General features: G+C 69.9%; 29 protein-coding genes. 17 read left to right on the top strand and 12 right to left on the bottom strand.

From position 1 onward, the window contains the following. The first annotated feature begins 220 nt into the window (after positions 1-220). Positions 221-1,417 (top strand): site-specific DNA-methyltransferase, encoded by a 1,197-nt coding sequence (locus MPPM_RS17310; RefSeq protein WP_096487897.1) that lies wholly within the window; start codon positions 221-223, stop codon positions 1,415-1,417. Positions 1,418-1,482: 65 nt separating this feature from the next. Here MPPM_RS17310 and mutY read toward each other — a convergent pair whose 3' ends face one another. After that, positions 1,483-2,697, bottom strand: coding sequence for an A/G-specific adenine glycosylase (gene mutY / locus MPPM_RS17305; RefSeq protein ID WP_096486117.1), 1,215 nt, complete (start codon positions 2,695-2,697; stop codon positions 1,483-1,485). A gap of 180 nt (positions 2,698-2,877) precedes the next feature. On the opposite strand from mutY, the gene MPPM_RS17300 reads away from it, so the two are divergent. The 12 genes from MPPM_RS17300 to MPPM_RS17245 all read left to right on the top strand — a co-directional run bounded on the left by MPPM_RS17300 (position 2,878) and on the right by MPPM_RS17245 (position 11,949). After that, the gene (locus MPPM_RS17300; RefSeq protein WP_096486116.1) at positions 2,878-3,354 is read left to right on the top strand and encodes a DUF721 domain-containing protein; all 477 of its coding nucleotides are present in this window, start codon (positions 2,878-2,880) and stop codon (positions 3,352-3,354) included. A gap of 172 nt (positions 3,355-3,526) precedes the next feature. Continuing rightward, entirely contained in the window at positions 3,527-4,180 is a 654-nt protein-coding gene (locus MPPM_RS17295; RefSeq protein WP_096486115.1) for a DsbA family protein, read from the top strand. A 151-nt stretch (positions 4,181-4,331) separates the two neighbouring features. Continuing rightward, entirely contained in the window at positions 4,332-4,697 is a 366-nt protein-coding gene (locus MPPM_RS17290) for an AtpZ/AtpI family protein (RefSeq protein ID WP_432419821.1), read from the top strand. Positions 4,698-4,833: 136 nt separating this feature from the next. After that, positions 4,834-5,589 carry a F0F1 ATP synthase subunit A gene (locus tag MPPM_RS17285; RefSeq protein ID WP_017486420.1) on the top strand — a complete coding sequence of 252 codons (756 nt, stop codon included), beginning with the start codon at positions 4,834-4,836 and terminating at the stop codon, positions 5,587-5,589. 59 nt (positions 5,590-5,648) lie between these two features. After that, positions 5,649-5,876, top strand: coding sequence for a F0F1 ATP synthase subunit C (locus MPPM_RS17280; protein WP_012455237.1), 228 nt, complete (start codon positions 5,649-5,651; stop codon positions 5,874-5,876). 112 nt (positions 5,877-5,988) lie between these two features. Then, positions 5,989-6,594: a F0F1 ATP synthase subunit B gene (locus MPPM_RS17275; protein ID WP_096486114.1), complete on the top strand. Its 606-nt coding sequence runs from the start codon at positions 5,989-5,991 to the stop codon at positions 6,592-6,594. A gap of 98 nt (positions 6,595-6,692) precedes the next feature. After that, positions 6,693-7,178, top strand: coding sequence for a F0F1 ATP synthase subunit B family protein (locus MPPM_RS17270; RefSeq protein ID WP_173808008.1), 486 nt, complete (start codon positions 6,693-6,695; stop codon positions 7,176-7,178). A gap of 366 nt (positions 7,179-7,544) precedes the next feature. Continuing rightward, positions 7,545-8,849, top strand: coding sequence for a serine hydroxymethyltransferase (gene glyA, locus MPPM_RS17265; protein ID WP_096486112.1), 1,305 nt, complete (start codon positions 7,545-7,547; stop codon positions 8,847-8,849). Between the two features lie 214 nt (positions 8,850-9,063). Continuing rightward, positions 9,064-9,558, top strand: coding sequence for an RrF2 family transcriptional regulator (locus MPPM_RS17260; RefSeq protein ID WP_348529778.1), 495 nt, complete (start codon positions 9,064-9,066; stop codon positions 9,556-9,558). Between the two features lie 63 nt (positions 9,559-9,621). Beyond that, positions 9,622-10,176 carry a transcriptional regulator NrdR gene (nrdR, locus tag MPPM_RS17255; protein ID WP_096486110.1) on the top strand — a complete coding sequence of 185 codons (555 nt, stop codon included), beginning with the start codon at positions 9,622-9,624 and terminating at the stop codon, positions 10,174-10,176. A 50-nt stretch (positions 10,177-10,226) separates the two neighbouring features. Next, positions 10,227-11,303: a bifunctional diaminohydroxyphosphoribosylaminopyrimidine deaminase/5-amino-6-(5-phosphoribosylamino)uracil reductase RibD gene (ribD, locus tag MPPM_RS17250; RefSeq protein ID WP_173808007.1), complete on the top strand. Its 1,077-nt coding sequence runs from the start codon at positions 10,227-10,229 to the stop codon at positions 11,301-11,303. Between the two features lies 1 nt (position 11,304). Continuing rightward, the gene (locus MPPM_RS17245; protein ID WP_096486108.1) at positions 11,305-11,949 is read left to right on the top strand and encodes a riboflavin synthase; all 645 of its coding nucleotides are present in this window, start codon (positions 11,305-11,307) and stop codon (positions 11,947-11,949) included. A gap of 12 nt (positions 11,950-11,961) precedes the next feature. Here MPPM_RS17245 and MPPM_RS28965 read toward each other — a convergent pair whose 3' ends face one another. The 3 genes from MPPM_RS28965 to MPPM_RS17230 all read right to left on the bottom strand — a co-directional run bounded on the left by MPPM_RS28965 (position 11,962) and on the right by MPPM_RS17230 (position 14,272). Continuing rightward, a complete protein-coding gene (locus MPPM_RS28965) occupies positions 11,962-12,111 on the bottom strand; it encodes a hypothetical protein (RefSeq protein WP_244573337.1) in 150 nt (49 codons plus the stop codon). A 224-nt stretch (positions 12,112-12,335) separates the two neighbouring features. Further along, entirely contained in the window at positions 12,336-12,764 is a 429-nt protein-coding gene (locus MPPM_RS17235) for a GtrA family protein (protein ID WP_244573336.1), read from the bottom strand. Further along, on the bottom strand, positions 12,761-14,272 hold the full coding sequence (locus MPPM_RS17230; RefSeq protein WP_096486107.1) for a UbiA family prenyltransferase: 1,512 nt from the start codon (positions 14,270-14,272) through the stop codon (positions 12,761-12,763). Before MPPM_RS17230 ends, MPPM_RS17235 begins: the two co-directional genes overlap by 4 nt. Before the next feature lie 331 nt (positions 14,273-14,603). On the opposite strand from MPPM_RS17230, the gene ribH reads away from it, so the two are divergent. Genes ribH through thiL form a run of 3 tightly spaced genes read left to right on the top strand, consistent with a single transcriptional unit; the run spans position 14,604 to position 16,626 of the window. Continuing rightward, entirely contained in the window at positions 14,604-15,113 is a 510-nt protein-coding gene (ribH, locus tag MPPM_RS17225; RefSeq protein ID WP_096486106.1) for a 6,7-dimethyl-8-ribityllumazine synthase, read from the top strand. Further along, on the top strand, positions 15,110-15,643 hold the full coding sequence (gene nusB, locus MPPM_RS17220) for a transcription antitermination factor NusB (RefSeq protein ID WP_096486105.1): 534 nt from the start codon (positions 15,110-15,112) through the stop codon (positions 15,641-15,643). The genes ribH and nusB overlap by 4 nt, the downstream gene beginning before the upstream one ends. A gap of 5 nt (positions 15,644-15,648) precedes the next feature. Beyond that, positions 15,649-16,626 carry a thiamine-phosphate kinase gene (thiL, locus tag MPPM_RS17215; protein WP_096486104.1) on the top strand — a complete coding sequence of 326 codons (978 nt, stop codon included), beginning with the start codon at positions 15,649-15,651 and terminating at the stop codon, positions 16,624-16,626. 27 nt (positions 16,627-16,653) lie between these two features. On the opposite strand, the gene MPPM_RS17210 is transcribed toward thiL, so the two are convergent. From MPPM_RS17210 to MPPM_RS17200, 3 genes are all read right to left on the bottom strand, one after another. Further along, entirely contained in the window at positions 16,654-17,514 is an 861-nt protein-coding gene (locus MPPM_RS17210) for an SDR family oxidoreductase (RefSeq protein ID WP_096486103.1), read from the bottom strand. Between the two features lie 16 nt (positions 17,515-17,530). After that, positions 17,531-17,710, bottom strand: a complete 180-nt coding sequence (locus MPPM_RS17205) for a DUF1328 domain-containing protein (protein ID WP_017486406.1) — start codon at positions 17,708-17,710, stop codon at positions 17,531-17,533. Positions 17,711-17,783: 73 nt separating this feature from the next. After that, a complete protein-coding gene (locus MPPM_RS17200; protein WP_096486102.1) occupies positions 17,784-19,109 on the bottom strand; it encodes a chloride channel protein in 1,326 nt (441 codons plus the stop codon). A gap of 268 nt (positions 19,110-19,377) precedes the next feature. Between MPPM_RS17200 and MPPM_RS17195 the strand changes: the two genes are divergently transcribed. Beyond that, the gene (locus tag MPPM_RS17195) at positions 19,378-19,815 is read left to right on the top strand and encodes a DUF3429 domain-containing protein (protein WP_096486101.1); all 438 of its coding nucleotides are present in this window, start codon (positions 19,378-19,380) and stop codon (positions 19,813-19,815) included. A 7-nt stretch (positions 19,816-19,822) separates the two neighbouring features. Here MPPM_RS17195 and pdeM read toward each other — a convergent pair whose 3' ends face one another. From pdeM to MPPM_RS17170, 5 genes are all read right to left on the bottom strand, one after another. After that, positions 19,823-20,536, bottom strand: a complete 714-nt coding sequence (pdeM, locus tag MPPM_RS17190; RefSeq protein ID WP_096486100.1) for a ligase-associated DNA damage response endonuclease PdeM — start codon at positions 20,534-20,536, stop codon at positions 19,823-19,825. 40 nt (positions 20,537-20,576) lie between these two features. Beyond that, positions 20,577-23,093 (bottom strand): ligase-associated DNA damage response DEXH box helicase, encoded by a 2,517-nt coding sequence (locus MPPM_RS17185; protein ID WP_096486099.1) that lies wholly within the window; start codon positions 23,091-23,093, stop codon positions 20,577-20,579. Positions 23,094-23,255: 162 nt separating this feature from the next. Then, complete coding sequence (locus MPPM_RS17180; protein ID WP_096486098.1) at positions 23,256-23,873, bottom strand: hypothetical protein; 618 nt, start codon at positions 23,871-23,873, stop codon at positions 23,256-23,258. A gap of 77 nt (positions 23,874-23,950) precedes the next feature. Then, on the bottom strand, positions 23,951-24,985 hold the full coding sequence (locus MPPM_RS17175; RefSeq protein WP_096486097.1) for a hypothetical protein: 1,035 nt from the start codon (positions 24,983-24,985) through the stop codon (positions 23,951-23,953). Between the two features lie 210 nt (positions 24,986-25,195). After that, positions 25,196-26,146 (bottom strand): alpha/beta hydrolase, encoded by a 951-nt coding sequence (locus MPPM_RS17170; protein WP_096487894.1) that lies wholly within the window; start codon positions 26,144-26,146, stop codon positions 25,196-25,198. Between the last annotated feature and the right edge of the window lie 62 nt (positions 26,147-26,208).

Here is a 26,208-nt window from a genome sequence, read left to right as displayed (position 1 = left end):
GCGACAAGCATTCGGCGGCGGGCCTAAGCGCGCTACGAAACCCTGCGGATCGCTTCCTGCCGTCTGCCCTCGGGGCGGTCGACCCTTGCATTTGTTGCATGGAGGAAGGCGGCAAAAACTGCCGCCCCATATCGAGACGCAACCGTACGGCGACGGCAAACCCGACCTTTACCGTGATCGCGGCATGGTCCCGGTGTCAGTTGCGTAACCGGTGTTTGCCATGGCTTCCCCGCGTACCGCGGTCGTCGGCGCCACCGCCCGGAATCAAGTCTCGCGTACCGGGCGGATCGCGTCGGCGCCGCGGATGGGTCTCGCACCCTCCGTTCAGCGTCTCCCCAACACCCTTCCCCTCGACGAGATCCTGATCGGCGACTGCATCGCCGCCATGGACCGTCTGCCGGCTTCGAGCGTCGACTGCGTCTTCGCCGACCCGCCCTACAACCTCCAGCTCGGCGAGGCGGGCCTGACCCGTCCCAATCAGAGCGTGGTCGATGCGGTCGACGACGACTGGGACAAGTTCACCAGTTTTTCCGCCTACGACGACTTTACCCGTGCCTGGCTCAAGGCCGCGCGACGGGTGATGAAGCCGAACGCAACCCTGTGGGTCATCGGCTCGTATCACAACATCTTCCGGGTCGGCAGCGCGTTGCAGGATCTCGGTTACTGGATCCTGAACGATATCGTCTGGCGCAAGGCCAATCCGATGCCGAATTTCCGCGGCAAGCGCTTCACCAACGCGCATGAAACCCTGATCTGGGCCTCGCGCGCGCCGGAGTCGAAGTACACCTTCCACTACGACGCCCTGAAGGCCGGCAACGAAGACCTTCAGATGCGCTCCGACTGGTTCATTCCGCTCTGCACGGGCGAGGAGCGGCTGAAGGACGAGGCCGGCCGCAAGGTCCACCCGACCCAGAAGCCGGAAGCCCTGCTCGCCCGCACCCTGCTGGCGGCGACCAATCCCGGCGACGTGGTGCTCGACCCGTTCTTCGGCACCGGCACGACCGGCGCGGTGGCCAAGCGCCTTGGGCGGCACTTCATCGGCTGCGAGCGCGATCCGACCTACGCCGCCGCGGCGCGAGCCCGAATCGAGGGCATCGAGACCCTGTCCGCGGCCTCGCTGGCGCTCGCCACGCCGAAGCGGGCCGAGCCGCGCATCCCGTTCCTCAGCGTGGTCGAGGCGGGCCACATCCGCGCCGGCGAGACCCTGACCGACGAGCGCCGCCGCTTCCGCGCGACGGTGCGGCCGGACGGCCAGCTCAGCGTCGGGCCGGCGATGGGCTCGATCCACAAGGTCGGCGCCCTGGTCCAGGGACTTCCCGCCTGCAACGGCTGGACCTTCTGGCACGCCGAGCGCCAGGGGCGCCTCGTCTGCATCGACGATTTCCGGGCGACGATGCGGGGCCAGGCTGGCGCCTAGCGCCGGTCGAGGTTTCGAAAGGACAAGTCCTTTCGCGGGTGCAGGGCAGAGCCCTGCCTCCTCCGCTACCGGGTCCGCACCGGCTTGGGCGTCTTCTTGACGATCCGCGCCAGATCCGAGGGCCGCGACGAGGCGGGCTTCGGAATCGGCCCGCGCCGCAGCGGCGGCTCGGGGTCGGGCAGCGTGGCGAGATCGGGCTCGGGCGGCGGCTTCGCCACAGGCGCGGCGAGCGGCACCGGCCCGGCGAGCGCGTGGGCGAGCACCTTCTTCATCGCGCCGGGCAGCGGCTCGGTGTCGAGCGCCGCGCGGGGTGTGAAGCGCATCCCCTCGGGCGGCTTCGTCTCCGCGGCGACGCGGGCCAGGAACACCGTCAGCTCCAGGGGGAAGTGGGTGAAGCCGTGCTTCACCACGCCGGGCAGGCGCTTCCAGCGGGCATCGAGCGGCGCGTCGAGCAGGCCCTTGGCCGGATCGTAATCGGGCACCCATTCGCTCGTCGGCGGCTCGGCCATGGCGCCGAGCAGCCCTTCGGCCGGTCGCGTGCGCAGCAGGACCGCCTCGTCGCCGGCCCGCAGGGCGACGAAGGCCGCGCCTTTTCGCAGAATGCCCTTCTCCTTCTTGATCTTCCTCGGAAAGGTTTCCTGCAGCCCTTCGGCGCGGGCGCGGCAGGGTCGCATCCAGGGGCAGAGCGCGCAGGCGGGGCGCTTGGGCGTACACAAAGTCGCGCCGAGATCCATCAGCGCCTGCGCGAAGTCGCCCGGCCGCCGGTCCGGCACCAGGGCCTGGGTGAAGAGGCGGATCTGCGCGCGGGCGGCGGGGAGCGGCGTCTCGATCGCATGGAGGCGGCTCATCACCCGCTCGACATTGCCGTCCACGGCCGCCGCCGGCCGGTCGAAGGCGATCGCGGCGATGGCGCCCGCCGTGTAGGCGCCGATGCCGGGCAGCTTGCGCAGGCCCTCCTCGGTATCGGGAAAGCCCCCCGCGGCGGCGACCGCCTTGGCGCAGGCGTGCAGGTTGCGCGCACGGGAATAGTAGCCGAGCCCGGCCCAGGCCGACATCACCGCCTCTTCCGGTGCCGCGGCGAGCGCCATCACGCTGGGAAACAGCGTCAGAAACTTCTGGAAGTAGGGTTTGACCGCCGTCACGGTCGTCTGCTGCAGCATCACTTCGGAGAGCCAGACCCGGTAGGGGTCGGGCTGCTCGCCCGGCAGCGCTCGCCAGGGCAGCGCCCGGCGGTGACGGTCGTACCAGGCGAGGAGGTCGGCGGCCGAGGCGGCGGGCATGGCCCGTCCATAGCGGGAGCGCGGGGACGGAAAAAGCGTCTTCGCGCCGTTGGCCGCAAACGGGCGCGATGAAAATCGATACGCCCCCCGGCCCGCTTCCGACTCCCGCGCGCGCCGCTTTTCGGGTAGGTTCGCGGGCGGGGCGCGCCCGCCGTGCGGCCCTTGTGTTCCGGGGTATCGATGGCGCGCGCCAAACCGCTCAGCGAACTGATCGAGGGCTGCATCGGCCCGGCCTTCGCCGCGCAGGGCTTCGCCTCCTCCGACATCCTCGCCGCATGGCCGGATATCGTCGGCGCGCGGCTCGCCGGTGCCTGCCAGCCGGTCAAGCTCGAATGGCCCCGCCGCGCCCGGCGCGACGCCGAGGGCCGGCCGGAGCCCGGCACCCTGGTGGTGCGGGTGGAGGGCGCCTTCGCCCTCGAACTCCAGCACCTCGCGCCGGTGGTGATCCAGCGCGTCAACGCCCATTACGGCTGGGCCTGCATCGGCAAGATCGTGCTGCGGCAAGATCGCCTGCACCGGACCGCCCGTCGCGCGCCGCCGAAGGTTCTCGATCCGGCCCGGCGCGGCGAGGTGGCGCTCGCCGTGGCGCGGATCGAGGAGGACCGCCTGCGCGACGCCCTCGACCGGCTCGGCATCGCCGTGGTGGCGCGGCGGTAGCGCCCCCCGCTACGCCAGGGACCAACCGAAGGACGTGCGGGCGGCCGCGCAGCGTGATAAGCGGCTCGCGAAAGGCCGTGCGGCGACGCGTCCCTCGGCCGGACGGAGCCGTTCCGTCTAATCCTGCGCGGTATCGGGCCGGATGCGGCCCGCGAACGGAGCCCGCCCTGCCATGATCACCCGGCGCGATGCCCTGAAACTGACCGGCCTTGCCCTCGGCACCGCCGCCCTGCTTCCGTCCCTGTCCCTCGAAGCGCTGGCGCAGTCGGCCGACACGGCCGCCCTGATGCAGCCCGGCCCCCTCGGCGATGTCTGGCTCGGGCCGGCCGACGCCAAGGTGACGATCATCGAGTACGCCTCGATGACCTGCTCGCACTGCGCCCACTTCCACGCCACGACCTGGCCGGTGCTGAAGGAGCGCTACATCGACACCGGCAAGGTGCGCTTCACCCTGCGCGAGTTCCCGCTCGATCCGCTCGCCACCGCCGCCTTCATGCTGGCGCGCTGCGACGGCGGCGCGAAGTACTACCCCATCACCGACCTGCTGTTCGATCAGCAGCAGAACTGGGCCTTCGTGCACAAGCCGCAATCGCCGGTCGATGCCATGGAGCAGCTGCTGCGTCAGGCCGGCTTCTCGAAGGAGAAGTTCGAGGCTTGCCTGAAGGACCAGAAGACCTACGCCGCCATCAACGCGGTCAAGACCCGCGGTCTCGACACCCTCAAGGTCGAGTCGACGCCGACCTTCTTCATCAACGGCGAGAAGCGCGCCGGCGCCCTCTCGATCGAGGATATGGAGAAGATCATCAAGCCGATCCTGGGGGCGTGAGCCGGCCCCCGGAAGGCCGTGGAAAAGCAAAGATTATGTTGATTTATCAACAGCTTAATGGACCCTTTGGTCGCCTTGACACTCAAGGTTGGCGAAACTATGGTGCGCCGCGCCGAGGGGACAGGCCGTTTCCTTCCGCTCCCGACGACGTATGGGGTCGCCCGTGAGCGGTGATCCTTCAGGCGAGGGGAGCGGGCCGGAAAAGGCTCCCGCCGACGGCGATCTCTCCGCGAGGCTCAAACGTCTCGAGACGCAGCTCGAGGGGAAGCGGCCGAAAGTCGCTTCTTCCGAGCGTGCGCGCAACAGCGCGTCTGGCGGCTCGGCTCAGCTCGGTCAGGCCATGCGGCTCTCGACCGAGTTCATCGCGGGCGTGATCGCCGGGGGAATCCTCGGGTACATCTTCGATCATCTCTTCGGCACGAAGCCGTGGGGGATGATCGTGCTGCTGATGCTGGGCTTCGTGACGGGGATCTACAACGTCATGCGGGTCAGCGGCTTCAGCGGCAAGAAAAACTGAGAAAGATCGCCGGTAAGGGTCTCCCAGGCGCCTCAGGGGTCTTGAGACTCGCCCGGCATCGTGTAAGGGCGACGCGCGACGGATGGGAGCCGCTGAGGTTCCCCCGCGCGACACACAAAGGGGCGGAAGCGGGCACATGGCGGTCAGTATCGACCCGATCCACCAGTTCGAGCTGCAGCCGCTCGTCTCGCTGGGTCACATCGGCAACCAGCAGCTCGCGTTCACGCAATCGGCTCTCTACATGTTTGCCGCGGTGGGCATCATCGCGCTGCTGACCATCGTGGCCACATCCGGACGCGCCGTCGTCCCGGGCCGTCTCCAGGCGCTGGCCGAGACGCTCTACGAATTCATCGCCGACACGGTGCACCAGGCGACCGGCGCGGACGGCAAGCGCTTCCTGCCGCTCGTCTTCTCGCTGTTCATGTTCGTGCTCATCCTGAACCTGCTCGGGATGATCCCCTACGCCTTCGCGGTGACCAGCCACCTCATCGTCACCTTCGGCCTCGCCCTCGTGGTGATCCTGACCGTGGTGATCTACGGCGTGGCCAAGCACGGCACCCACTTCCTCGGCGTGTTCGTGCCGTCGGGCGTGCCGAAGCCGCTGCTGCTCATCATGGTGCCGATCGAGATCGTGTCGTTCCTCTCGCGTCCGATCAGCCTCTCGGTCCGTCTCTTCGCCAACATCCTTGCCGGCCACATCGCCCTGAAGATCTTCGCCTTCTTCGTGGTGCAGCTTTTGGTCGCCGGTGCCTGGGGCGTGCTCTCGCCCCTGCCGCTCGCGCTCACCATCGCGCTGACGGCTCTCGAGTTCCTCGTCGCGGCCCTTCAGGCTTACGTCTTCGCGACGCTGACGGCGGTCTACCTCGCCGACGCCCTCCACCCCGGCCACTGATCCTTCCGGCCGGACCCTTCCGCCCACAACGAACCCCGTTCGAACTTCAGGAGTGTTTCATGGATCCCGTCGCTGCGAAGTACATCGGTGCCGGCCTCGCCTGCCTCGGCATGGCGGGCGCCAGCATCGGCCTCGGCAACCTCTTCGGCCAGTTCTACTCGGGCGCCCTGCGCAACCCGTCGGCCGCCGACAGCCAGCGCACCAACCTCCTCCTGGGCTTTGCGCTCACCGAGGCGCTCGGCATCTTCTCGCTGCTCGTCGCGCTGCTGCTGCTCTTCGCCGTCTGACGTGCCTTTCGAGGGCGTGCGAGCCGGCCAAGCGCCCGTCCCGCACGCCCTCGCTCGTTGATCCGGCCGCTCCGCCCGCGGAGCCGGCCTTCCGACGTCACCGGACAGGGCCATGGCCGAGCAGAAGAATCCCCTCACGACCCCCTCCCCGAACGCGGACACGACGATCGTCCCGCCCGGGAGCCCCCATACCCATACCGAGCAGCCCTCCGGCGGCCACGGCGGTGCCTTCCCGCCCTTCGAGAGCCACACCTTCCTCTCGCAGCTGATCTGGCTCGCGCTGGCGTTCGGCCTGCTCTACTACCTGATGTCCAAGGTTGCGCTGCCGCGCATCGAGGCGATCCTCGGCGAACGCGCCGGCCGGCTCTCGTCCGATCTGACCGAGGCCCAGCGCATGAAGTCCGAGGCCGACGCCGCCGGCGCCGCCTACGAGCAGTCGCTGCGCGAGGCCCAGGCGAAGGCGCAGGCCATCGCTCAGGAGACCCGCAACAGCCTCTCGGCCGAGGCCGATGCCAAGCGCAAGACGCTCGAGGCCGAGCTGAACCAGCGGCTTGCCGCCTCCGAGGCGACCATCCGGGCCCGCACCACGGAAGCCATGGGCAACGTCCGCACCATCGCCGGCGAGACCGCCTCGGCCATCGTCGAGCGGCTGACCGGCCAGGCGCCCGACCAAGCGAGCCTGAACCGCGCCCTCGACGCGACGCCCGCCGTCCACTGACCTGAGGGCCGGCCCCGTGCCGGCCCCTCCCCCATCCGAACCGACCCCGCACCGGCTTGGCCGGGCGGAAGGCCGACCAAGGGTTTGAGACCGACATGCTGTTGACCGCGGAATTCTGGGTCGCCGTCGCCTTCGTGGCGTTCCTGGTCATCGTCTGGCGGGTCGGCGGCTTCTCGATGATGACCAACGGGCTCGACAGCCGCGCCAAGCGCGTGCGCCACGAGCTCGACGAGGCGCGTCGCCTGCGTGAAGAGGCCGCGGCCGTTCTCGCCGACTACAAGCGCCGCCGCACCGAGGCCGAGCGCGAGGCCGAGGCGATCGTCGCCGGCGCCCGCGAGGATGCCGAGCGCATCGCCGCCGAGGGCCATGCCCGCCTCAACGACTTCGTCGCCCGCCGCACCAAGGCCGCCGAGGCGAAGATCGCCCAGGCCGAGGCGCAGGCCTCCGCCCAGGTCCGCGCCGCCGCCGCCGACGCGGCGGTCAAGGTCTCCGAGACGCTGCTGCGCGAGCGGCTTCAGGGCGTCGCGGCCCAGGATCTCGTCCGCGCCAGCCTCGGCGACGTGAAGAGCCGGCTGCAGGCGTAAGGCTGGTGTCGATGACCGACGGGGTCTCTGCCGGGATTCGGTCAGGACACGGCGCAAATCGGCAAGTTGCGCCGCCCCGAGCCGCTATGCTCCGTCGGTGCGCTTGCGGGATCGGCCTTTCACCGACTTGATCGGTCCTGCGACACCCGGCCCTGCCGGGTGTTTTCGCGTCGGGGGCCGGTCGGATGCGCTGCGGTGCCGCGGAGCGGAGCCGGTCCCGTGAAAAATTTTGAAGACAGGCGAAAAATCACCTGTGCTTGGCCTGTCGTTCCGTGACGTGTACGAATAGTGGCTGAAAAACACCCCCGTGAACGCCGACGGGAAACGGGTGGGTTTGCCCGTAAACAAGGAAAAGAGGCTACGCTCATGAGCGCCGGAACTGTGTCCGACAACACCGCCCTCGATACCTTCTTTTCGGCTCATCTTGCCGAGACCGATCCCGAGATCGCGAAGGCCATCTCGCAGGAGCTCGGTCGCCAGCAGCACGAGATCGAGCTGATCGCCTCCGAGAACATCGTCTCGCGCGCCGTGCTCGAAGCGCAGGGCTCCGTGCTGACCAACAAGTACGCCGAGGGCTATCCGGGCCGGCGCTACTACGGCGGCTGCCAGTTCGTGGACATCGCCGAGGAGCTGGCGATCGACCGCGCCAAGCGCCTGTTCGGCTGCGGCTTCGCCAACGTTCAGCCGAATTCCGGCTCCCAGGCGAACCAGGGCGTGTTCATGGCCCTGATGCAGCCCGGCGACACCTTCCTCGGCCTCGACCTCGCCGCCGGCGGCCACCTCACCCACGGCGCCCCCCCGAACGTCTCGGGCAAGTGGTTCAAGCCGGTCTCCTACACCGTGCGCCGCGAGGACCAGCGCATCGACATGGAGCAGGTCGAGCGCCTCGCCCAGGAGCACAAGCCGAAGGTGATCATCGCCGGCGGCTCGGGCTATCCGCGCCACTGGGACTTCGCGAAGTTCCGTGAGATCGCCGATTCGGTCGGCGCCTACTTCTTCGTCGACATGGCCCACTTCGCCGGCCTCGTCGCCGCGGGCCTGCACCCGTCGCCGTTCCCGCACGCCCACGTGGCCACCACGACGACCCACAAGACCCTGCGCGGCCCGCGCGGCGGCATGATCCTGACGAACGACGAGGCGCTGGCCAAGAAGTTCAACTCGGCGATCTTCCCCGGCCTCCAGGGCGGCCCGCTGATGCACGTCATCGCCGCCAAGGCGGTGGCCTTCGGCGAGGCGCTGAAGCCCGAGTTCAAGATCTACGCCAAGCAGGTCATCGACAACGCCAAGGCGCTGGCCGACACCATCATCTCGGGCGGCTACGACATCACCTCGGGCGGCACCGACAACCACCTGATGCTGGTGGACCTTCAGCGGAAGGGCCTGACCGGCAAGGCGGCCGAGGCGGCGCTCTCGCGGGCCGACATCACCTGCAACAAGAACGGCGTGCCGTTCGACCCGCAGAAGCCGACCATCACCTCCGGCATCCGCCTCGGCACCCCCGCCAGCACGACCCGCGGCTTTGGCGTTGCCGAGTTCAAGCAGGTCGGCTCGCTGATCGTCGAGGTTCTCGACGGTGTCGCCGAGAAGGGCGAGGGTGGCGACGCTTCGGTCGAGGCGGCGGTCAAGGAGAAGGTCCACGCCCTGACCGATCGGTTCCCGATCTACAACTAAGATCGAACACGCTCCTTCGGCCCGCCCGAACGGCGGGCCCGTGCGGCCGCGGATCCCCTGGATTCGCGGCCGCTGACGTTTCAAGGCCGCCTCAAAGTTAATCCATGCAAGGTTTTTCAGTTCAAGGAGTGTACAGGTCATTCCATCCTTGGAATGATGTGCGCTGGAACGGCCTTCGTCTGAAGGTTGTGCGGCGCCGCTCGGGAGGGGGCTCCTGCATCTCTCGTTACACACGGATTACGGTCTTCGTCTCCTGATGCGTCTGACGCTGGCCGAGCCGGGAGCCTGGATCGCGACCCCGATCGTCGCGCAGCGCTTCGGCATCTCCGTGCACCACCTCCAGAAGATCGCTCAGGCTCTGGTCCGGGCCGGCGTCATCGAGGCGCGGCAGGGCCGCTCCGGCGGCGTGCGTCTCGCGCGGGATCCGCAGGAAATCCGGCTCGGACGGCTCGTGGCGGAGCTGGAGGGGATCGGCACGGTGGTCGATTGCCGGCGCGATCCCTGCCCGCTGATCAGCCGGTGCCGCCTCAAATGGGCTTTCGACGCGGCCGAGCAGGCGTTCTTCCTCGAACTCGACCGCCTCACCCTCGCCGACGTCGCGTCCGGCACGACGGCGGCGGCGCTCCGCAGCCTCTTCCGCGCCGAACCCGGAGACGGTGGCGCGCCGCCCGCTGCGCCGGTTCCGAGCGATCCGACTCCTGGCAATTGAGTGACGAGTGGGGCAGAGAGAGGCAGCTTTTGAGAGCGTCCGGGACGAGGTGGTGAGCGCGCGATGCGGTGTCCGTTCTGCGGAGGTCCCGACACGCAGGTGAAGGATTCGCGGCCGAGCGAGGATTCCTCGGCGATCCGCCGCCGCCGCGTCTGCCCGGATTGCGGCGGACGCTTCACGACCTTCGAGCGGGTGCAGCTGCGCGAACTCGTCGTGCTCAAGCGCTCGGGCAAGCGCGTGCCGTTCGACCGCGACAAGCTCCAGCGCTCGATCGATGTCGCCCTGCGCAAGCGCACGGTCGATCCCGAGCGGGTGGAGCGCCTCGTCAGCGGCATCACCCGGCGCCTGGAGAGCGGCGGAGAGGGCGAGGTCACCAGCGAGGCCATCGGCGAGGCGGTGATGGAGGGCCTGAAGGGCCTCGACGACGTCGCCTATGTCCGCTTCGCCTCGGTCTACAAGAATTTCCGCGAAGCGCAGGACTTCCAGGATCTGCTCGGCACCCTCGGCGGCCGGCTGGAGGGCGACGTTCCGCTTCCCGATGACGAGCAGGCCGCGCCCGCGCAGCCGGACGAGGAGGCCGTCCCGCGCCGCCGCCGGCCCGCTCGGAAGTCGATGTGACGGGGCGAGCCGTGGACGCGTCCCAGCAGGCAGCCCTCGATCGGCGCGCCATGCGTCTCGCCCTGGCCCTGGGTCGGCGCAATCTCGGCCGAACCTGGCCCAATCCGAGCGTCGGCGCGGTCGTGGTCGCCCAGGGCCGCATCGTCGGGCAGGCGGTGACGGCCGTCGGTGGGCGTCCGCACGCGGAGCCCCTGGCGCTCGCCATGGCCGGCGAGGCCGCCCGCGGCGCCACGCTCTACGTCACCCTGGAGCCCTGCTCGCATCACGGCCGTACGCCGCCCTGCACCGACGCGACGATCGCCGCCGGGATCGCCCGCGTCGTCACCGCGATCGAGGACCCCGATCCGCGGGTTGCCGGGCGCGGCCATGCGGGGTTGCGTGCGGCCGGGATCACGGTCGAGACCGGATTGCTGCGCGAGGAGGCTGCCCGCGACCATCGCGGCCATTTCAGCCGGGTCACGAAGGGGCGCCCGAGCCTCCACCTCAAGCTCGCCCGCACCCGCGACGGCTTCGCAGCCCCCTCGACCGGCGAGCGGCTGAAGATCACCGGTGCCATCGCCGACGGGGCGGTGCATCTATGGCGGGCGCATGCCGACGCGATCATGGTCGGCATCGGCACGGCCCGGGCCGACGACCCGTCGCTGACCGTGCGGCTGCCGGGGCTCGCCGAGCGCTCGCCGCTGCGGATCGTTCTCGACTCGACGCTTCGCCTCAATCCCGCGAGCCATCTCGTGCGCGGGGCCCGCGATCTGCCGACACTGGTGCTGACCGGTCGGGGCGCTCCGGCCCATGCAAGGCGGATGCTCGCTTCCTTCGGCGTCGAACTCGCCTTCGTTCCCACCGACGCGCAGGGCCGCATCGATCTGTCCGCCGCCCTGAGGGCCCTGGCCGAACGCGGCCTGACGCGGATCTGCAGCGAGGGCGGTCCGGCGCTTGCCGACGCGCTCGCCGCGCACGATCTCATCGATGCCTGCACGCTCATCACAGGCCCCGTCACGCTGGGCGAGGCCGGCGGCCTGCCTGCCCTCGGGCCCAACCTCGCCCGCCGCCTCGCCGACGGCTCCCTGAACGCGGTCGAGAGCCGCGACTTCGGCCCCGACACGGCGGTCACCTACGAGAGGATCTGACATGTTCACCGGGCTCGTCAGCGATGTCGGCCGAGTCGTCTCGGTGGAGGGCTCGGAGCGCCTACGCCGGATCGTCATCGAGAGTGCCTACGATCCCGCCGGCATCGCGCTGGGCGCCTCGATCGCCTGCTCCGGCCCCTGCCTCACCGCCGTCGCCGTGGAGCCGCACGGGACGGGCTGCCGCTTCGCGGTCGATGCCGCCGCCGAGACCCTGGCCCGCACCACGGTCGGAGCCTGGCGCGAGGGTACGCGGGTCAACCTCGAACGCTCGCTCAAGCTCGGCGACGAACTCGGCGGCCACCTCGTCACCGGCCATGTCGACGGCATCGCCGAGATCCTCGCCCGCGAGACCGTCACGGCCGGGGACAATCCGTGGGGCGCGAGCGAGCGCTTCACCCTGCGGGCGCCGACGGCGCTCGCCGGCTTCATCGCCGAGAAGGGCTCGATCTGCCTCGACGGCACCTCGCTCACCGTAAACGCGGTCTCGGGTGCCGACTTCTCGGTGCTGCTGATCCCGCACAGCCTCTCGGTCACGACCTGGGAGGAGCGCCGCGCAGGGGACCGGATCAATCTCGAAGTCGATCTCCTGGCTCGCTATGCCGCGCGGCTCGCCGAGACGCGCGGCTTGCTCCAGGCGAAAACCTGAGGGTCATCCCGCTCACGGGCCGGCATAGGCGGCGGCGAGGCTGTTGAGGATCGTCTGGACCTCGCCGTCATGCGCCTTGTCGCCCGCGGGCGAGGCCCAGTAGCTCACCAGCAGATAGCGATCGCCCTCGGTCTTCGGCACGACCGAGAGGTAACGCAGCACCGTCGGTTTACCCTCGTAGGTCGCCGGATACTCGGTGACCTTGAGCAGGTCGGTTGGGAAATCGACCTGCTTGTCGGTCTCCGTGCCGATGACCTCGACGCCCTGATCCTTGAAGTCGGCGTTGTGCTCGTCGAGCAGCGTCTGGAACTGGGCCGGCCGGTAGCTCTCGAACCGTGGTGTCGAACCTCGCCGTGGTGACGCTGCTCTCGGTCTACAGGCTCTGACTACAGGCTCTGGGACGCGGGCCGGGCGCCCGCGGCGAAGGTGAGGAGCCGGTGGCCGAGATAGTTCGCCACGGCGCCCACCGCGATGCCGAGGCCGTGGGCGAGCGCCTGGGCGACCGGCAGCTTCAGATTCGGCAGCAGGACGGTCAGGCCCGCGAGTGCCACCGTGCTCACCACGAGCACGACGGACGCGCCGACGGCGTTCACCGCTAGGAACAGCCAGACCTGCCCCCGCAGCGATCCCCGCGACGCCGCCCGGAAGACGAAGGCCCGATAGAGCCAGAACGACGCGGCCATGCTGAGGCCGTAGGCGGCCAGCAGCGCCGCCTCGAAGGGCAGTACGAGGGAGAGCGGGATCCGCGTGAGCCAGTTGATCGCCGTCGCCGAGCCGCCGGCGATGAGGAAGCGGACGACCTCGCTGCCGATCACGGGACGAGGCCCGGCGGCAGGCCGAAGGCGGCCGCGGCGAAGGCGATCCCGGCCATGCCCGCGAGCGCGAGGCTCGGGCGGTCTTTGATCGCGAAGGCGACCGGATCGTCGTGGAGCGCATCCCGCCCCGCCAGCAGCCAGACCCGGCCCAGGAACAGGACGAGGATCAGCGGGAAGCTCCACAGGGTCAGCGGCGCGGCGAGCGCGGCGTGGTGGAACGCCTCATTGGCCAGATAGAGAATGAAGATGACGACGCTGGAGAGGCCGGCGGCGACGCCGAAGGCGAGCACCACCGCCTCGTCGGCCGGCTGGTAACCGCGCCCGGCGATGGTGCCGGCCTGGCCGCGCCGCACGGCGCCGCGCAGTTCCGTGTGGCGCTTGGCGAAGCACAGCGAGGTGAACAGGAACATCGAGAAGGTGAGAAGCCAGGGCGACCACGCCACCGCGACCGCCGCGACGCCGACGGCGATGCGCAGGGTGAACAGGCTCCCGAGCGTCAACGCGTCGAGCATCGGCACCCGCTTGAGCCACGCGGAATAGGTCAGCGTCAGAGCGAGATAGGCGAGCACGCCGGTGAGCACCGCCGTCCCTGCACAGGCCGCGACCGCGAGCCCGCCGATGAAGCCGACGACGAGCGCCACCAGGCCGGTGGCGATCGGAAGCCGGCCGCTCGCCAGGGGACGCACGCGCTTCGACCAGTGGGCCCGATCGTGGGAGAGATCGAGCAGGTCGTTCAACAGGTAGCTCGCCGAGGCGACGAGCCCGAGCGCGAGGAAGGCCAGGAAGGCGCTTGCCCAGGCCTGCGCCTCCCCGGCCCGGCCGCCGAGCACGAGCGGCAGGAAGACCAGGGCATTCTTGGCCCACTGGTGCGGGCGCAGGGCCCTGAGCAGCGCACGGGCGCGCGAGGCCGCGGGAAACTCCTCGACCGGTTTGCCGAGCCGCCGGGCCGCCCGCAGCACGCCGGGGGACGCCCCCACCACGATCACCCGGCGCGCGGCGGCCCAGACCGGCAGGTCGGCGGCGGCATCGCCCGCGTAGTCGAAGCCCTGCGGGTAGAGCGCCCGGAGCTGGGCCGCCTTGGCCTCCCCCTTCAGGTTCCGAACCCCGTCGCTCGCCACCACCCGATCGAAGACGGGAAAGCGCCGCAGCGCCCGCAGTGCCATCAGCTCGTCGGCGGCGGTGGCGAGCACGATCTCCTGACCCGCGGCCTTCCGCGCCTCGATATGGGCAAGCAGCGCCTCGTTGGCCGGCAGGGCCGCGATGTCGAGTCCGGCGCCCTCCGCGATGCGGCGCTTGAAGAAGGCCCGGCCCCGCGGCAGCCACAGCAGCATCGCCAGCAGCATCAGCGGATTGCGCCGCAGCAGCGCGATGATCCCTTCGAGGAGCAGATCCGTGCGCAGCAGCGTGCCGTCGAGATCGATCACCAGCGGCGGCGCCAGGGGAGACGCGGCTGCCGCCGCGATCGGGATCGGTGCCGTCTCGGACCTTCGCACCCGCTGGGCCGCCATGCCGGATAACCCCCGTCTCCCGTGCGGGACCGCCATTCGAGGGCCCACAACTCGCGTCGGGGAATCTATCGCCGGTAACGACTTCGGACGGGTTAACCGCGCTCATCGCAGGTTGTGACGGCGGCGCTTCTCCTCGATGTGATGGGCCAAACCTCTCCGGTTCAATCAAAATGCGAGGGATCTCCGGGCCGGGACCGGTGTGGCGCGCGGCGGTACTGCGCCGCGGGCGCGCGCGGCCTGCGTCCCGCGGCGCTTGTGGAGCGCGCGGCACTTGGGCTAACCCTCCGGCCCGCCCCGAACTTTCGCGAACGCAGCCCGGAACGTCACACGCATGGTCTCCCAACGCCGGGACGCGGACGCGCCCAAAAGCATTCTTGAGAGCTTGGCCGGCACCCGTGTGCTGGTGGTTGAGGCGCGCTACTACGACGACGTCGCCGACGAGCTGCTGGCAGGGGCCCGGGCGGCCATCGAGGCGGTCGGCGCCGAGGCGCGGGTCTTTACGGTCCCGGGTGCCCTCGAAATTCCGGCCGCCATCGCGATCCTGATGGAGGCGGGCCGCAAGGCCGGCGGCCCCTACGACGCGGCGGTGGCGCTCGGCTGCGTCATCCGCGGCGAGACGGGGCACTACGACATCGTCGCGGGCGAGAGCGCCCGCGCGCTGATGGACCTCTCCGTGTCCGAGCACCTGCCGCTCGGCAACGGCATCCTCACCGTGGAGACCATGGAGCAGGCGCTCGCCCGTGCCCGGGTCTCCGACATGAACAAGGGCGGCGGTGCGGCGGAGGCGGCGCTGAGCCTCCTCGCCATCAAGCGCGCCGCCAATCTGGAACCCGCCCGATGACCGAACCCGCCGCGCCGCCGGCCCAGACGCCGGCCTCGTCGAAACCGAACACCCGTACCGGCGCCCGCCTCGCCGTGGTGCAGGCGCTCTACGAGATGGAGATCTCGGACAAGGGCGTGATCGACGCGCTCGCCGAGTTCGAGGCCTTCTGGATCGGCCAGGAGATCGACGGCGTCGTCCATCCCCCGGCCGAGACCGCGTTCTTCCGCGACGTGCTGCGCGGCGCCGTGGAGGAGCAGCGCGCGATCGACCCGAAGCTCGACGCGGCGCTCGCCAAGGGCTGGCCGCTGCGCCGGCTCGAAGTCGTGCTGCGCGCGATCCTACGCGCCGGCGCCTACGAGCTGATGTTCCGCCGCGACGTGCCGGCCCGGGCCGCGATCTCGCAATATGTCGATGTCGCCCACAGCTTCTACGGCGGCGACGAGCCGGGCATGGTCAATGCCGTGCTGGACCGGGTCGGCCGCGAGGTGCGCTCCACCGAATTCGGCATCCCCGCCGCCCCCGGCCCGACGACGGCGAAGAAGGGCTGACCGGAATGGAGCGGGCCGGCGAGGAGGCGTTGATCGCGCGCTACTTCGCGCCGCTCAGCGGCCCCGGTGCCGAGGGCCTGCGCGACGACGCCGCCAGTCTGACGCCGACGCCGGGGCACGACCTCGTGGTCACGGCCGACGCCGTCGTGGCCGGCGTTCATTACTTCCCCGACGACCCGCCCGGCTCGATCGCCGTGAAGGCGCTCGGCGTGAATCTCTCGGACTTGGCTGCCAAGGGGGCCAGCCCGCGCGGCTTCCTGCTGACCCTTGCGCTGCCGGACGATTGGACGGAGGCGTGGCTCGCGGCCTTCGCCGCGGGTCTCGGTGAGGCGAGCCGTGCCCATGGCTGTCCGCTGCTGGGCGGCGACACCGTGCGGTCCGGTGGACCGGCTCTGATCGGCGTCACCGCCTTCGGCGAGGTGCCGGCGGGCGCGATGCTGCGCCGGCAGGCGGCGCGGGCCGGCGACCGGCTCTGCGTCAGCGGCCCCATCGGCGATGCGGCGCTCGGCCTCGCCCTGCGGCTCGCGCCCGATCCCGCGCTGGACGCGTCCCACCGCGACGCCCTGCTCGACCGCTACCTTCACCCGCGCCCGCGTCTCGCCCTCGTCCCGGCACTGCGCCGCCACGCCCGCGCGGCGATGGACGTGTCCGACGGGCTCGCGGGCGACCTGCGAAAGATGCTTGCCGGAACGGGGCTGACCGCGCGGATCGATGTGCCGTCGGTGCCGCTCTCGCCCGCCGCCGAGGCGGCCATCGCCGGTGATCCGAGCCGGCTCGCCACCGCGCTCACCGGCGGCGACGACTACGAAATCCTCTGCGCCGTGCCGCCGGACGATCTGTCCGCCTTTCTGGCCGAGGCGCGGATGGCGGGCGTTCCGGCCGCGGCCATCGGCACCGTCGCGGCGGGTGATGGAGCGCCGCTCTTCCTCGACACGGAGGGCCGGGCCATGGATTTCGCCCGCACCTCGTTCAGTCATTTCTGAGATGGCGAACCGGACGGGCTTGCGCCGTCACGCTGCGGAGCTCGACGCCTCGATCCCGACCTGCCGCCGGCTGAGCGCCCACACCCGCTCCTGCAGCGCCTCGTCCCGGCTGCGTGCGGACGAGGCCGTCTCGCGGCTCTTGGCGAAGTAGCGCCCGTTCACGCCGTCGAGTTCGGGCGCGGTGGCGACGTGGAGCGAGGTCCTGGCACCCGCCTCGGTCGAGATCAGGAACGGGCGGATCAGGCCCCAGGCGAAGCCGAGAACGCCGTGGGTGTTCTTGGCGAAATCGCTGGCCACCACGCCCGGATGCACCGCGTTGACGGTGACGGGGCTGCCGGCCAGCCGGCGGGCCAGCGCGTAGGTGAACAGCACGTTGCCGAGCTTGGCCTGGGCATAGGCCTTCATCGCGGAATAGCGGTGCTCCCCGCCGAGATCGTCGAAGTCGATCCGCCCGCGGGTATGGGCGGCGGAGGCGAGATTGACGATGCGGGCGCGCGGCGCGGCTTCGAGCGACGCGCGCAGCTCGTGGGTCAGCAGCACGTAGGCGAGATGGTCGAGCGCCCAGGTCCGCTCGATCCCGTCGGCGGTGACGTGGCGCTCGGAGTAGATCGCGCCGGCATTGTTCACGAGGATGTCGAGGGCGGGATAGCGCGCCCTCACCTCGCCCGCGAGGCGGCGGATCTCGGACTGGCTCGACAAATCGGCGAGGAAGACGTCCGCCGCGCCGCCGGTTTCCCGGCGCAGATGCGCGGCGGCGCGTTCGGTGCGCTCGCGGTCGCGCCCGACGAGGCCGACCCTTGCCCCGAGACGGGCGAGTCCGAGGGCCGTCTCGGCGCCGATCCCGGAGGAGGCGCCGGTGACGAGGGCGGTGCGGCCGTCGAGGCGCACGGTCTGAGCCGGGGGGTCAGAACACCGCCTGACCGATCGCCAGCGCGATCACCACGATGACGATGGCGAGCACGAGGAACAGGCCGAACAGGATGCGGGCGATCGAACTCGCGCCGGACGCGATGCCGGTGAAGCCGAGAGCGCCCGCGACGAGCGAGATGACGAAGGCGATGGCGGCCCACTTGAGAAGCGTCATGGCAGTCCACTCCGATACGAAAGCGGAGCAGTAACTTCCAACGGGCCGGCGGCGTTCCGCCGCGGTTCGCTCTTTAGATGCCTCGTTCCCTGGCTGCCCGCTGCACCAGCAACTCCGCCAGCGTGTGGTAGAGCCCGCCCCGGCAGACCGCCTTCGACATCGCGTCGGCGATCAGCGCCGCGAGCATCAGCGGAATCATCATCGCGTGGTTCTGGGTCATCTCCGTGACGATCACGAAGGAGGTGATCGGTGCCTGCAGCACGCCGGTCAGGTAGGCGGTCATGCCGATCAGCACGAGCGCGCCCACGGGGACGTCCGTGAGGACGAGGCTCGCGTGGGCGCCGAGCCCGGCGCCGACGGCGAGCGAGGGGGCGAACAGGCCGCCGGGGATGCCGCTGATCGAGGACAGCACGGTCGCCAGGAACTTCAGCGGCGCGAACGCCCAGCGCGGATCGCTCTCGCCGTGGAGGATCCCGCGGGCCTCCTCATAGCCGGTGCCGTAGACGGCTCCGCCGGAGGCCAGTCCGCACAGGGCAACGCCGAGGCCGCAGAGCGTCGCGAACAGAATGGGACGGCGCCCGATCCAGGCGCCGGTCCGGCCCGGAAGGCCGCGGGCGAACCCGATCACGACGCGGCTGAACAGCCCGCCGGCGAGTCCGCCGGCCACGCCGAGCACGGGCACCGCGAGCCATCCGGCGGTCAGGGAGAGCTGCGCGTCGGAAGTGCCGAAATACGTGTAGTCGCCGAGGATCGCCAGCGAGGTCAGGCCCGCGGCAACGATGGCGGCGACGATGAGGGCGCTGCCGCGCCGGTCATAGGCCCGGCCGAGCTCCTCGATGCCGAACACGATGCCGGCGAGCGGCGTGTTGAAGGCGGCCGCGACACCGGCCGCGCCACCCGCGAGGAGCAGGCCGCGCATCCGCTCCGGGCTCAGCCGGCCGAGGGTCGCCATGATCGCTGCGCCGACCTGCACCGTCGGGCCCTCGCGGCCGATGGAGGCGCCGCACAGGAGGCCGAGACACATCACGACGATCTTGCCCGCCGCGACCCTGAGCGAGATCAGGGCATGGCGGGCCTGCGGATCGTCGAGGGCGCGGGCGGCGATCACCTGCGGGATGCCGGAGCCCTGCGAGTTCGGGAACACCGTCCGGGCCAGCCACGCCGCCAGGGCGAAGCCGGCCGGGCAGAGGAGCAGCGCCAGGGCCGGCGAGAGGTGGAGGGTCTGGCGGAACGCCGCCTGCGCCGCGTCGGCCGCCTTCGCCATCAGCACCGCCGCCAAGCCGACACAGACACCGCCGGCCAGGAACAGGATCCGCCTGCGCCAGATCGTCCAGGCATCCCCGGAGGAGCCGCGCAGCCGGCGCAGGGCTATGCTCAGGTCGGTCGGGTGCAGCGGCATCGCGGCACAGTACGCGGTTCGGGCACGGCGGGGCCATGCCCGCGCCGACGCTTTCCAGCACCCATTGCCGTCCGCGGTGCGAGAAGCGGACCACGCGCTGCAACAAATGGTCCCGGTTGCGGGATGGGAGCGGATCTGCGCGTTTGGAATTCCTCGTTGAAGCCCGGATTAAGGCCGCCCGATCACGGGTCGCCGGCCGCGGGTGTCTCGACGAGCCAGCCTCGATCCGGCGCGGATCGGAGCCAGAGCAAGCAGCCGAGGAGACGGCATGGGGCGGCTGAACACGGTTCCCGCGAGCGCGGTCCTTCTCGGCATCGCGGGGCTGATTCCATTCGTGGGCTTCGCCGCCCTGTCGGTGAGCGGCACGGATGTCGGACTCGGCACGATCGGCCTGTCGCCGCGCGTCATCCTTTCCGCCTACGGGGCGGTGATCGCCTCGTTCCTCGGCGGGATCCGCTGGGGCGTGGCGGCGGCGCGGGGCGCCGGCTGGCGCGATTACGGTCTCGCCATCGTGCCCTCGCTGCTGGCTTGGGCAGCGCTCGCCGCCCCGGCCCCGTGGGACCTGCGCATCCTCGGCGCCCTGGTGCTGCTGTGGGGGCTGGTCGATCAGGATCTCGCCCGCCGCGGCATGGTGCCGAACTGGATGGGCCGGCTGCGGCTGGCGCTGTCGGTGGTCGCCGGGGCGGCGCTGCTGGTCGCGGCGTGAGGCGGCTTCAGTCCCGCCCGAGCATGGTCCGGCCGATGGCGAAGACGCGCCCGTCGCCGAGCAGGTAGGCCGTGAACCCCTTGGGGAAGAGCGGCTCGAAGGCGGCGTCGCGCACGTTGAGGCCGCCGGTATAGGCGCCGAAGGCCGGCATCACGAGGCGGTGCCCGTCGGCGACGAAGCAGCGGCGGCGCACGGAGCGGCCGCGCATCGTCACCTTGCCGCAGGGGTGGAGATGACCGGCGATCTCGCCCGCCCCCGCACCCACCAGCGGCTCGTGCCGCAGCGTCAGGCCGCCGAGGCAAACCGTCTCGCAGTAGCGCCCGCCGACACCGTCGCTCACCGCCGCGTCGTGGTTGCCGGCGATCCAGACCCAGTCCCGGCCCTCCTGAAGCGCGGCGATCATCGCCCGGTCGCCGGGCTCCATCCGCTCGGGCCCGCGGGCATCGTGGAAGGAATCGCCCAGCGCCACAACGCAGGCCGGGTCGAGCCGCTGGATCACCTCGTGCAGGCAGGCCAGGGTCTCGCGGGTGTCGTAGGGCGGCAGGAACTGGCCCGAACGGGCGGCGAAGGAGGAGCCCTTTTCCAGGTGCAGGTCCGATACCACCAGGGTGCGGTGTTCGGGCAGCCACAGGGCGCCGGTGCGGTCGAGGCTGAGGGCCTCTCCGGCAAGCGCAAGGTCGGTGCCCTTCACGGTCTTCTCGAGTCTCTGGCCGAGTGCCAAGGTTTCATCCTCAACGATGCGGAGGAGGCGGCACGCCGCGTCAGCCGAGCGCCTCCTGCAGCAGCTCGGCTTCGGCCTCGGCCAGGATCTCGTCGGCCCCCTCCCCGTAGACCCGCTCACGCCCGATTTCGAGCATGACGGACACGGAGAGCGGCGAGACCCGGTCGAGCGCCCTGTGGGTGATTCGCCCCCGGATGCGCCTCAGCATCATGCCGAGGCGGGTCACGTCGAGGAGTCCGGTTGCCGCATCCTGCCGCGCGGCGCGCAGGAGCAGGTGGTCGGGCTGGTGGCGGCGCAGCACGTCGTAGATCAGGTCGGTCGAGATCGTGACCTGCCGCCCGGTCTTCTTCTGGCCCGGAAAGCGGCGCTCGATCAGCCCGGCGATCACCGCGCATTGCCGGAAAGTACGCTTCATCATCGCGGATTCGTCGAGCCACGCCTCGAGGTCGTCGCCGAGCATGTCCTCGTCGAACAGGGCCTCCATGAAGCCGGGCGAGAGCGCGGCGCGCTCGCTCACGTCCTTCGTGCACCAGATGGCGATGCCGTAATCGTTGGCGGCAAATCCGAGCGGGCGCAGCCGGGCCCGCTCCAGGCGCCGGGTCAGCAGCATCCCGAGAGTCTGGTGGGCGAGCCGCCCCTCGAACGGAAACGCCGTGAGATAGTGGCGCCCCGCGCGTGCGAAGGTCTCGACCAGGAGGTCGCGCTCCCCCGGCAGGGCCGAGTGCCGGCGCTGCTGCGCGAGGTAGTCGGAGAGCTGGCGCGGCAGCCGGTCCCATTCGAACGGGTCGGCGATGATCGCTCGCACCCGCGCGGCGAGGAAGGTCGAGAGCGGGAATTTCGCGCCGGCATAGGAGGGGATCGCCGGGTCGGTGCCGGGACCGGCCCGGGTCACGAGGCACTCGTCTTCCGACAGGCCCTCGAAGCGCAGCACCTCGCCCGCGAAGAGGAAGGTGTCGCCGACGGTGAGCGTCTCAGCAAAGTCCTCCTCGATCTCGCCGAGCACCCGCCCGCCGCGCGGGATCGCCGTCCCCGGTTTCGAGCGCAGCATCCGGGTCAGCCGCACCTTGATGTGGGTCGCCTCGATGATGGTGCCGATGTTCATGCGGTATTGCTGCGCCACCCGCGCGTCGCGCACCCTCCATCGCCCGTCGGCCCCGCGAAGAATCTTGGCGAAGCGCTCGTAGGCGCGCAGGGCGTAGCCGCCGGTGGCGACGTAATCGACCACCGCCTCGAAATCCTCCCAGGACAGGCTCGCATAGGGCGCGGCCGAGATGATCTCCTCGTAGAGTCCGAGGGGGTCGAAGGCGTCGGCGCAGGCCATGCCGAGCACGTGCTGGGCGAGCACGTCGGGGGCGCCGAGGCGGGCGTCGGGGGTGTCCTGCGCCGCTTCCTCCACCGCGTCGAGGGCGGCGCGGCATTCCAGCATCTCGAAGCGGTTTCCGGGCACGAGATAGGCTTTCGAGGGCTCGTCCATGCGGTGGTTGGCCCGGCCGATCCGCTGCATGATCCGGCTCGCGCCCTTTGGCGCGCCGACATTGATCACGAGATCGACGTCGCCCCAATCGATGCCGAGATCGAGCGTGGCGGTGCAGACGATGGCGCGTAGCTGTCCCGCCGCCATCGCCGCCTCGACCCGGCGGCGCTGCGAGGCGTCGAGCGAGCCGTGATGCAGGGCGATCGGCAGCGTGTCCTCGTTGAGCCGCCACAGCTCCTGGAAGGTATATTCGGCCTGCAGGCGCGTATTGACGAAGACGAGCACCATGCGGTGCCCGCGGATCAGGTCGTAGATCGCCGGCATGGCGTGCCGGGCGGTGTGGCCGGAGAGCGGCAGCGTGCGGCCGATATCCAGCATGTGCAGGTCGGGCTTGGCGCCGCCCTTCACCACGACGAGGTCGGCCATGGGCGGTGCCGAAATCCCTCCGCTCTTGGCGGAGGCGGACGGGTTTTGCGAGACCAGATACTTCCTCAGCTCGTCCGGCTGGCGCACCGTGGCCGAGAGGCCGATGGTGCGGGCCTCCGGTGCCAGCCGCCGCACCCGGGCGAGCGCGAGGGAGAGAAGATCGCCGCGCTTCGATGTGACGAGGGCGTGCAATTCGTCGAGCACGACGGTGCGCAGCCCGGCGAAGAACCCCTCCGCCTCGCGGTGGGCGAGCAGCAGCGAGAGCTGTTCGGGAGTCGTGAGCAGGATGTCGGGCGGGCGTTGGATCTGCCGGGCGCGCTTGTGCGCCGGGGTGTCGCCGGTCCGGGTCTCGACCGTGACGGCGAGATCCATGCCGGCGATCGGCGCATCGAGGTTGCGGGCGATGTCGACGGCGAGCGCCTTGAGCGGCGAGATGTAGAGGGTGTGGAGCCCTTTCTCCTTCGTCGTCCGCTCGCTCAGCTCGACCAGGCTCGGCAGGAAGCCGGCCAGCGTCTTGCCCGCGCCGGTCGGCGCGACGAGCAACGCGGAGCGCCCGGCCCGCACGGTCGCGAGCAGTTCGAGCTGATGCGGGCGGGGCGACCAGCCGCGCGAGGCGAACCATGCGGAGAAACGTGGAGGGAGGGACGAGGCGGTCACGGCGTTCCGGCACGGCACGTCGGCAGAGTGCCGCTTTTGTTCATCGCCGCCGCTTATGGCCCGATTTCGGCCGCTGACGGAAGCGGTCGATCCGTCGCTCCCCGCATGAGTGGTGACCGGCCGCGCCGCTCGATCGCTCCCGAGCGCGGTCCGGTTCGGTGATCACAGCGTGTAGCTGATCGCCGCGTAGTATTTTCGGGCGTAGCTGGCGACCAACTCGGCTCTTTCGACGCCGTTAATGATCCTTCGCGCGTTGACCCAGTCTTCCTTGGTCTGGTTGAAATAATCACCCAGCTTTTTACCGGTGAACGAGCCGGCGATCATGCCCTCGATGAGGATCTTGGTCGCGACGGGGATCTTCATCGCGTTTTCAGGATGACTGACCAAGTCTTCGCCCGTCAGATTCGACATTTTTTGGTAATTGGTCTTGTGTGTCAATTGAACGAAGCCGCGACCGAGCCAAGACTTCCCGTCCGCATCGCGTGACCAGTAATCTCTCTCGACCCATGGAAGCTTGCCGGCCTTCCAAGCCTTCGACAGGATCGCGATGGCCTTGTCGTCGGTCGAGGCGAAGGTTTCCCGTACGGGCTGCATCGTGCGTCCGGTCTCGTGATGAGTCGTCCCGAGCATGTAAGCGAGCCAGCGGTCGTCAGATCTGGCCGTTCGGGATTCCCAAGCGTCGAGAATACCGTTGAGCGATGAGACCTGCGACGGCCTCATCGAACCGTCGAAGAGGCGCAGCTTCACTTCCTCGAAGAAGAACTTCCGATTGATCGACATGCCGCGCCTTCCTTATCTCGATGTGAGAGGATTCCTTGTTTCCATGCCTTCGATCGGGCCGCCGACCAGCTTTGCGGTCACGCTTGGCCGGCGGCGCCGGCCTTTCGCTCATCGTACTGACGATCGACCGACGCCTCGTCCGGGCTTTTCTCCTTCGGCTTCACGGTCGAGCGCACGACCATGAACCGGTTCATGACGTCGAACCAGAACGGCGCCCCGAGCATGATGGCGAGTGCTGTGATGAGCCAGCCACAGATGGCGGTGATCAAAGACCAGCCGATCGCGCAAGTTTGCCTGGGCTGCTGTGTGGACGCATCGATCCCTGCCACGACGCAACTCTGCGGACCGGGATACAGTCCGTCCTCCTGCAAAACCCAGCCGATGGGAAAGCCGATCTCGACGAGCCGAGACTTGAGTTCGGCGAATGTCAGGCTTTTGTCCTGCTGGCCGTCACCGCCATTTAGTCCGGATTTTCCGGTCTTTTCCGCCTGGGCTACGACAGCCTCGCGCAAGGACTTGTCGCGGATCAAGCTCTGGGCAACGGTGATCGCATCGACGTTGAAAAAGACGGCGGTCGCGAGGCCCAGGGCACCGAGGATGCGGGCCGTGCGCCGGGTGTACCAGCCGGAGACCCGATCCATCGTACCGTCGTACCATTCCTCGATCGTCTTCCTGACCTTGTCGAGGTCGTTCGCCCCGCTTGAGAGCGCGGTCAGGACGACCCGCTGCACCGGATTCGGCTCGGAAACCCCCGCAAGACCTTTTTTGAGCGAATCGAGCGAGAGGGGCGAATCAATCTCGGTCGCTTTCGCCGCGATGTCGAGAACGGCGAGGGAAAAGCTCTGTCGTGGAATGTAGGACGGAAGCTTTCGCGACCCCGCTTTATAATCTCCATCGTAGAGCGAGGCGATCATGGGGTGCGTATAGAAATTTTCCAAGGCCCCTGCGAATTTACGTTCCTGTAGAAGCTCGGATATGCCTCGCTCGAGATCGTGCGATCGGCTTTTGGCGAAATTTTCGATCAGCTCTCGCAGCGCTGTCGCGATCAGGCTCATGAAGAGGAACAGAAGCGCCATGCCGATCCCGACTTCGAGCACTTCAGATCCGAACATCGCTTTCGCTCCGATGGTCGGTTAAGTTGTATCCCATCGGAATTTCAAAGGTCAATCGCCGTTAGCGTTGACTTAGAGGCCACGCGAGGCAGCCGGCCCCGTGGTCCGAAGACCGGCACGATCGGAGGGGCGGGGCACGCCTCCGGCCCCCGGGACGCGCGTCACGGGGCGCCGGATCGTCCGCCGGAGCCGGCAGCGGGAACGTCGGCGTCAGGCCAGCGCCATCAGGAAGCGGTCGATCAGCTCCAGGGCCCGCTCGGTCAGCGCGCCGGGATAGCGCACGAAGATGTGGCAGCCGCCGGCATAGACCGCTGTGTGGCCGCCATTGTTGGCCGCGGCCCAGCGGGCCGACATGTAGAGCGTGTCGTCCAAGAGCGGGTCGGCGGTGCCGACCGTAAACAGCGCCGGCGGCAGGCCCTTCAGGTCGGCGTAGAGCGGCGACACGTCGGGCCGGCGCCGGTCGATGCCCTCGCGCACGTATCCGTCGGCGAAGCGCTTGAGGTCGGTGGTGTTGATGACGAGGCGCTCGTCGCCCCACAGCCGCACGCTTGGGGTCAGGCCGAGATCGTAGAAGCCGGCATTGAGGTTGGCGCCGCGGAAGGCGCGGGGCAGGCCGTGCCGATCGCGCAGACGCAGGAGCGTCATCACCGCGAGATGCGCGCCGACGGATTCGCCGCCGATGGTCAGCGCGTGGATGCCGAGCTCCGCCTTGCCGGGGCCGGCGAGCCAGAGGGCCGCCGCCTCGCAATCCTCCAGGGCCGCCGGATAGGGGTGCTCCGGCGCCAGCCGGTACTCCACCGAGAGGCAGACGAAGCCGCAGGTGTCGGCGATGCGCTCGAGCCAGGGATCCTGCTCGTCGGCCGCGCCCCAGACCCAGCCGCCGCGATGGATGTGGAGGTAGGCACCGCGCGCCTTGCCTTGCGGGCGGATGACGCGGAGGTCGAGCGGGCCGCCCGGCCCCTCGATGGTCAGGATTTCGGCGCGCGGGCTGCGCGGCATGGCGGGGGAGGCCTGCGTTCCCGCGCGCCGCCGCGCTCGCACCTCCTCGATCGGCAGCGACCACGGATCGGCCTGCGCGGCGTGAGCGGCCACGATCTCGGCGTTGAGCGCCTTCGTCTCGGCATCGATGGTCGCCGGGTCGAACAGAGCGTGGTCGATCATGGCCTTCGTCAAGTCGCGCGGGGTGGAAGCATCGGAGCCGGCAGGGCGGATTCAGCCTGCCA

Origin of the sequence: Methylorubrum populi (genome assembly GCF_002355515.1) — a bacterium.
In the GTDB taxonomy this organism is placed as follows: domain Bacteria; phylum Pseudomonadota; class Alphaproteobacteria; order Rhizobiales; family Beijerinckiaceae; genus Methylobacterium; species Methylobacterium populi_A.
Note: the sequence above shows the minus strand (reverse complement) of the source record. Positions and strands in the feature narration are given on the sequence as shown.

Bases quoted from the DNA above. Each gene is read 5' to 3' on its own strand.
- MPPM_RS17310 (WP_096487897.1), top strand. From the start codon at position 221: ATGGCTTCCCCGCGTACCGCGGTCGTCGGCGCCACCGCCCGGAATCAA.
- mutY (WP_096486117.1), bottom strand. From the start codon at position 2,697: ATGCCCGCCGCCTCGGCCGCCGACCTCCTCGCCTGGTACGACCGTCAC.
- MPPM_RS17300 (WP_096486116.1), top strand. From the start codon at position 2,878: ATGGCGCGCGCCAAACCGCTCAGCGAACTGATCGAGGGCTGCATCGGC.
- MPPM_RS17295 (WP_096486115.1), top strand. From the start codon at position 3,527: ATGATCACCCGGCGCGATGCCCTGAAACTGACCGGCCTTGCCCTCGGC.
- MPPM_RS17290 (WP_432419821.1), top strand. From the start codon at position 4,332: ATGGGGTCGCCCGTGAGCGGTGATCCTTCAGGCGAGGGGAGCGGGCCG.
- MPPM_RS17285 (WP_017486420.1), top strand. From the start codon at position 4,834: ATGGCGGTCAGTATCGACCCGATCCACCAGTTCGAGCTGCAGCCGCTC.
- MPPM_RS17280 (WP_012455237.1), top strand. From the start codon at position 5,649: ATGGATCCCGTCGCTGCGAAGTACATCGGTGCCGGCCTCGCCTGCCTC.
- MPPM_RS17275 (WP_096486114.1), top strand. From the start codon at position 5,989: ATGGCCGAGCAGAAGAATCCCCTCACGACCCCCTCCCCGAACGCGGAC.
- glyA (WP_096486112.1), top strand. From the start codon at position 7,545: ATGAGCGCCGGAACTGTGTCCGACAACACCGCCCTCGATACCTTCTTT.
- nrdR (WP_096486110.1), top strand. From the start codon at position 9,622: ATGCGGTGTCCGTTCTGCGGAGGTCCCGACACGCAGGTGAAGGATTCG.
- ribD (WP_173808007.1), top strand. From the start codon at position 10,227: ATGCGTCTCGCCCTGGCCCTGGGTCGGCGCAATCTCGGCCGAACCTGG.
- MPPM_RS17245 (WP_096486108.1), top strand. From the start codon at position 11,305: ATGTTCACCGGGCTCGTCAGCGATGTCGGCCGAGTCGTCTCGGTGGAG.
- MPPM_RS17230 (WP_096486107.1), bottom strand. From the start codon at position 14,272: ATGGCGGCCCAGCGGGTGCGAAGGTCCGAGACGGCACCGATCCCGATC.
- ribH (WP_096486106.1), top strand. From the start codon at position 14,604: ATGGTCTCCCAACGCCGGGACGCGGACGCGCCCAAAAGCATTCTTGAG.
- nusB (WP_096486105.1), top strand. From the start codon at position 15,110: ATGACCGAACCCGCCGCGCCGCCGGCCCAGACGCCGGCCTCGTCGAAA.
- thiL (WP_096486104.1), top strand. From the start codon at position 15,649: ATGGAGCGGGCCGGCGAGGAGGCGTTGATCGCGCGCTACTTCGCGCCG.
- MPPM_RS17205 (WP_017486406.1), bottom strand. From the start codon at position 17,710: ATGACGCTTCTCAAGTGGGCCGCCATCGCCTTCGTCATCTCGCTCGTC.
- MPPM_RS17200 (WP_096486102.1), bottom strand. From the start codon at position 19,109: ATGCCGCTGCACCCGACCGACCTGAGCATAGCCCTGCGCCGGCTGCGC.
- MPPM_RS17195 (WP_096486101.1), top strand. From the start codon at position 19,378: ATGGGGCGGCTGAACACGGTTCCCGCGAGCGCGGTCCTTCTCGGCATC.
- MPPM_RS17180 (WP_096486098.1), bottom strand. From the start codon at position 23,873: ATGTCGATCAATCGGAAGTTCTTCTTCGAGGAAGTGAAGCTGCGCCTC.
- MPPM_RS17175 (WP_096486097.1), bottom strand. From the start codon at position 24,985: ATGTTCGGATCTGAAGTGCTCGAAGTCGGGATCGGCATGGCGCTTCTG.
- MPPM_RS17170 (WP_096487894.1), bottom strand. From the start codon at position 26,146: ATGATCGACCACGCTCTGTTCGACCCGGCGACCATCGATGCCGAGACG.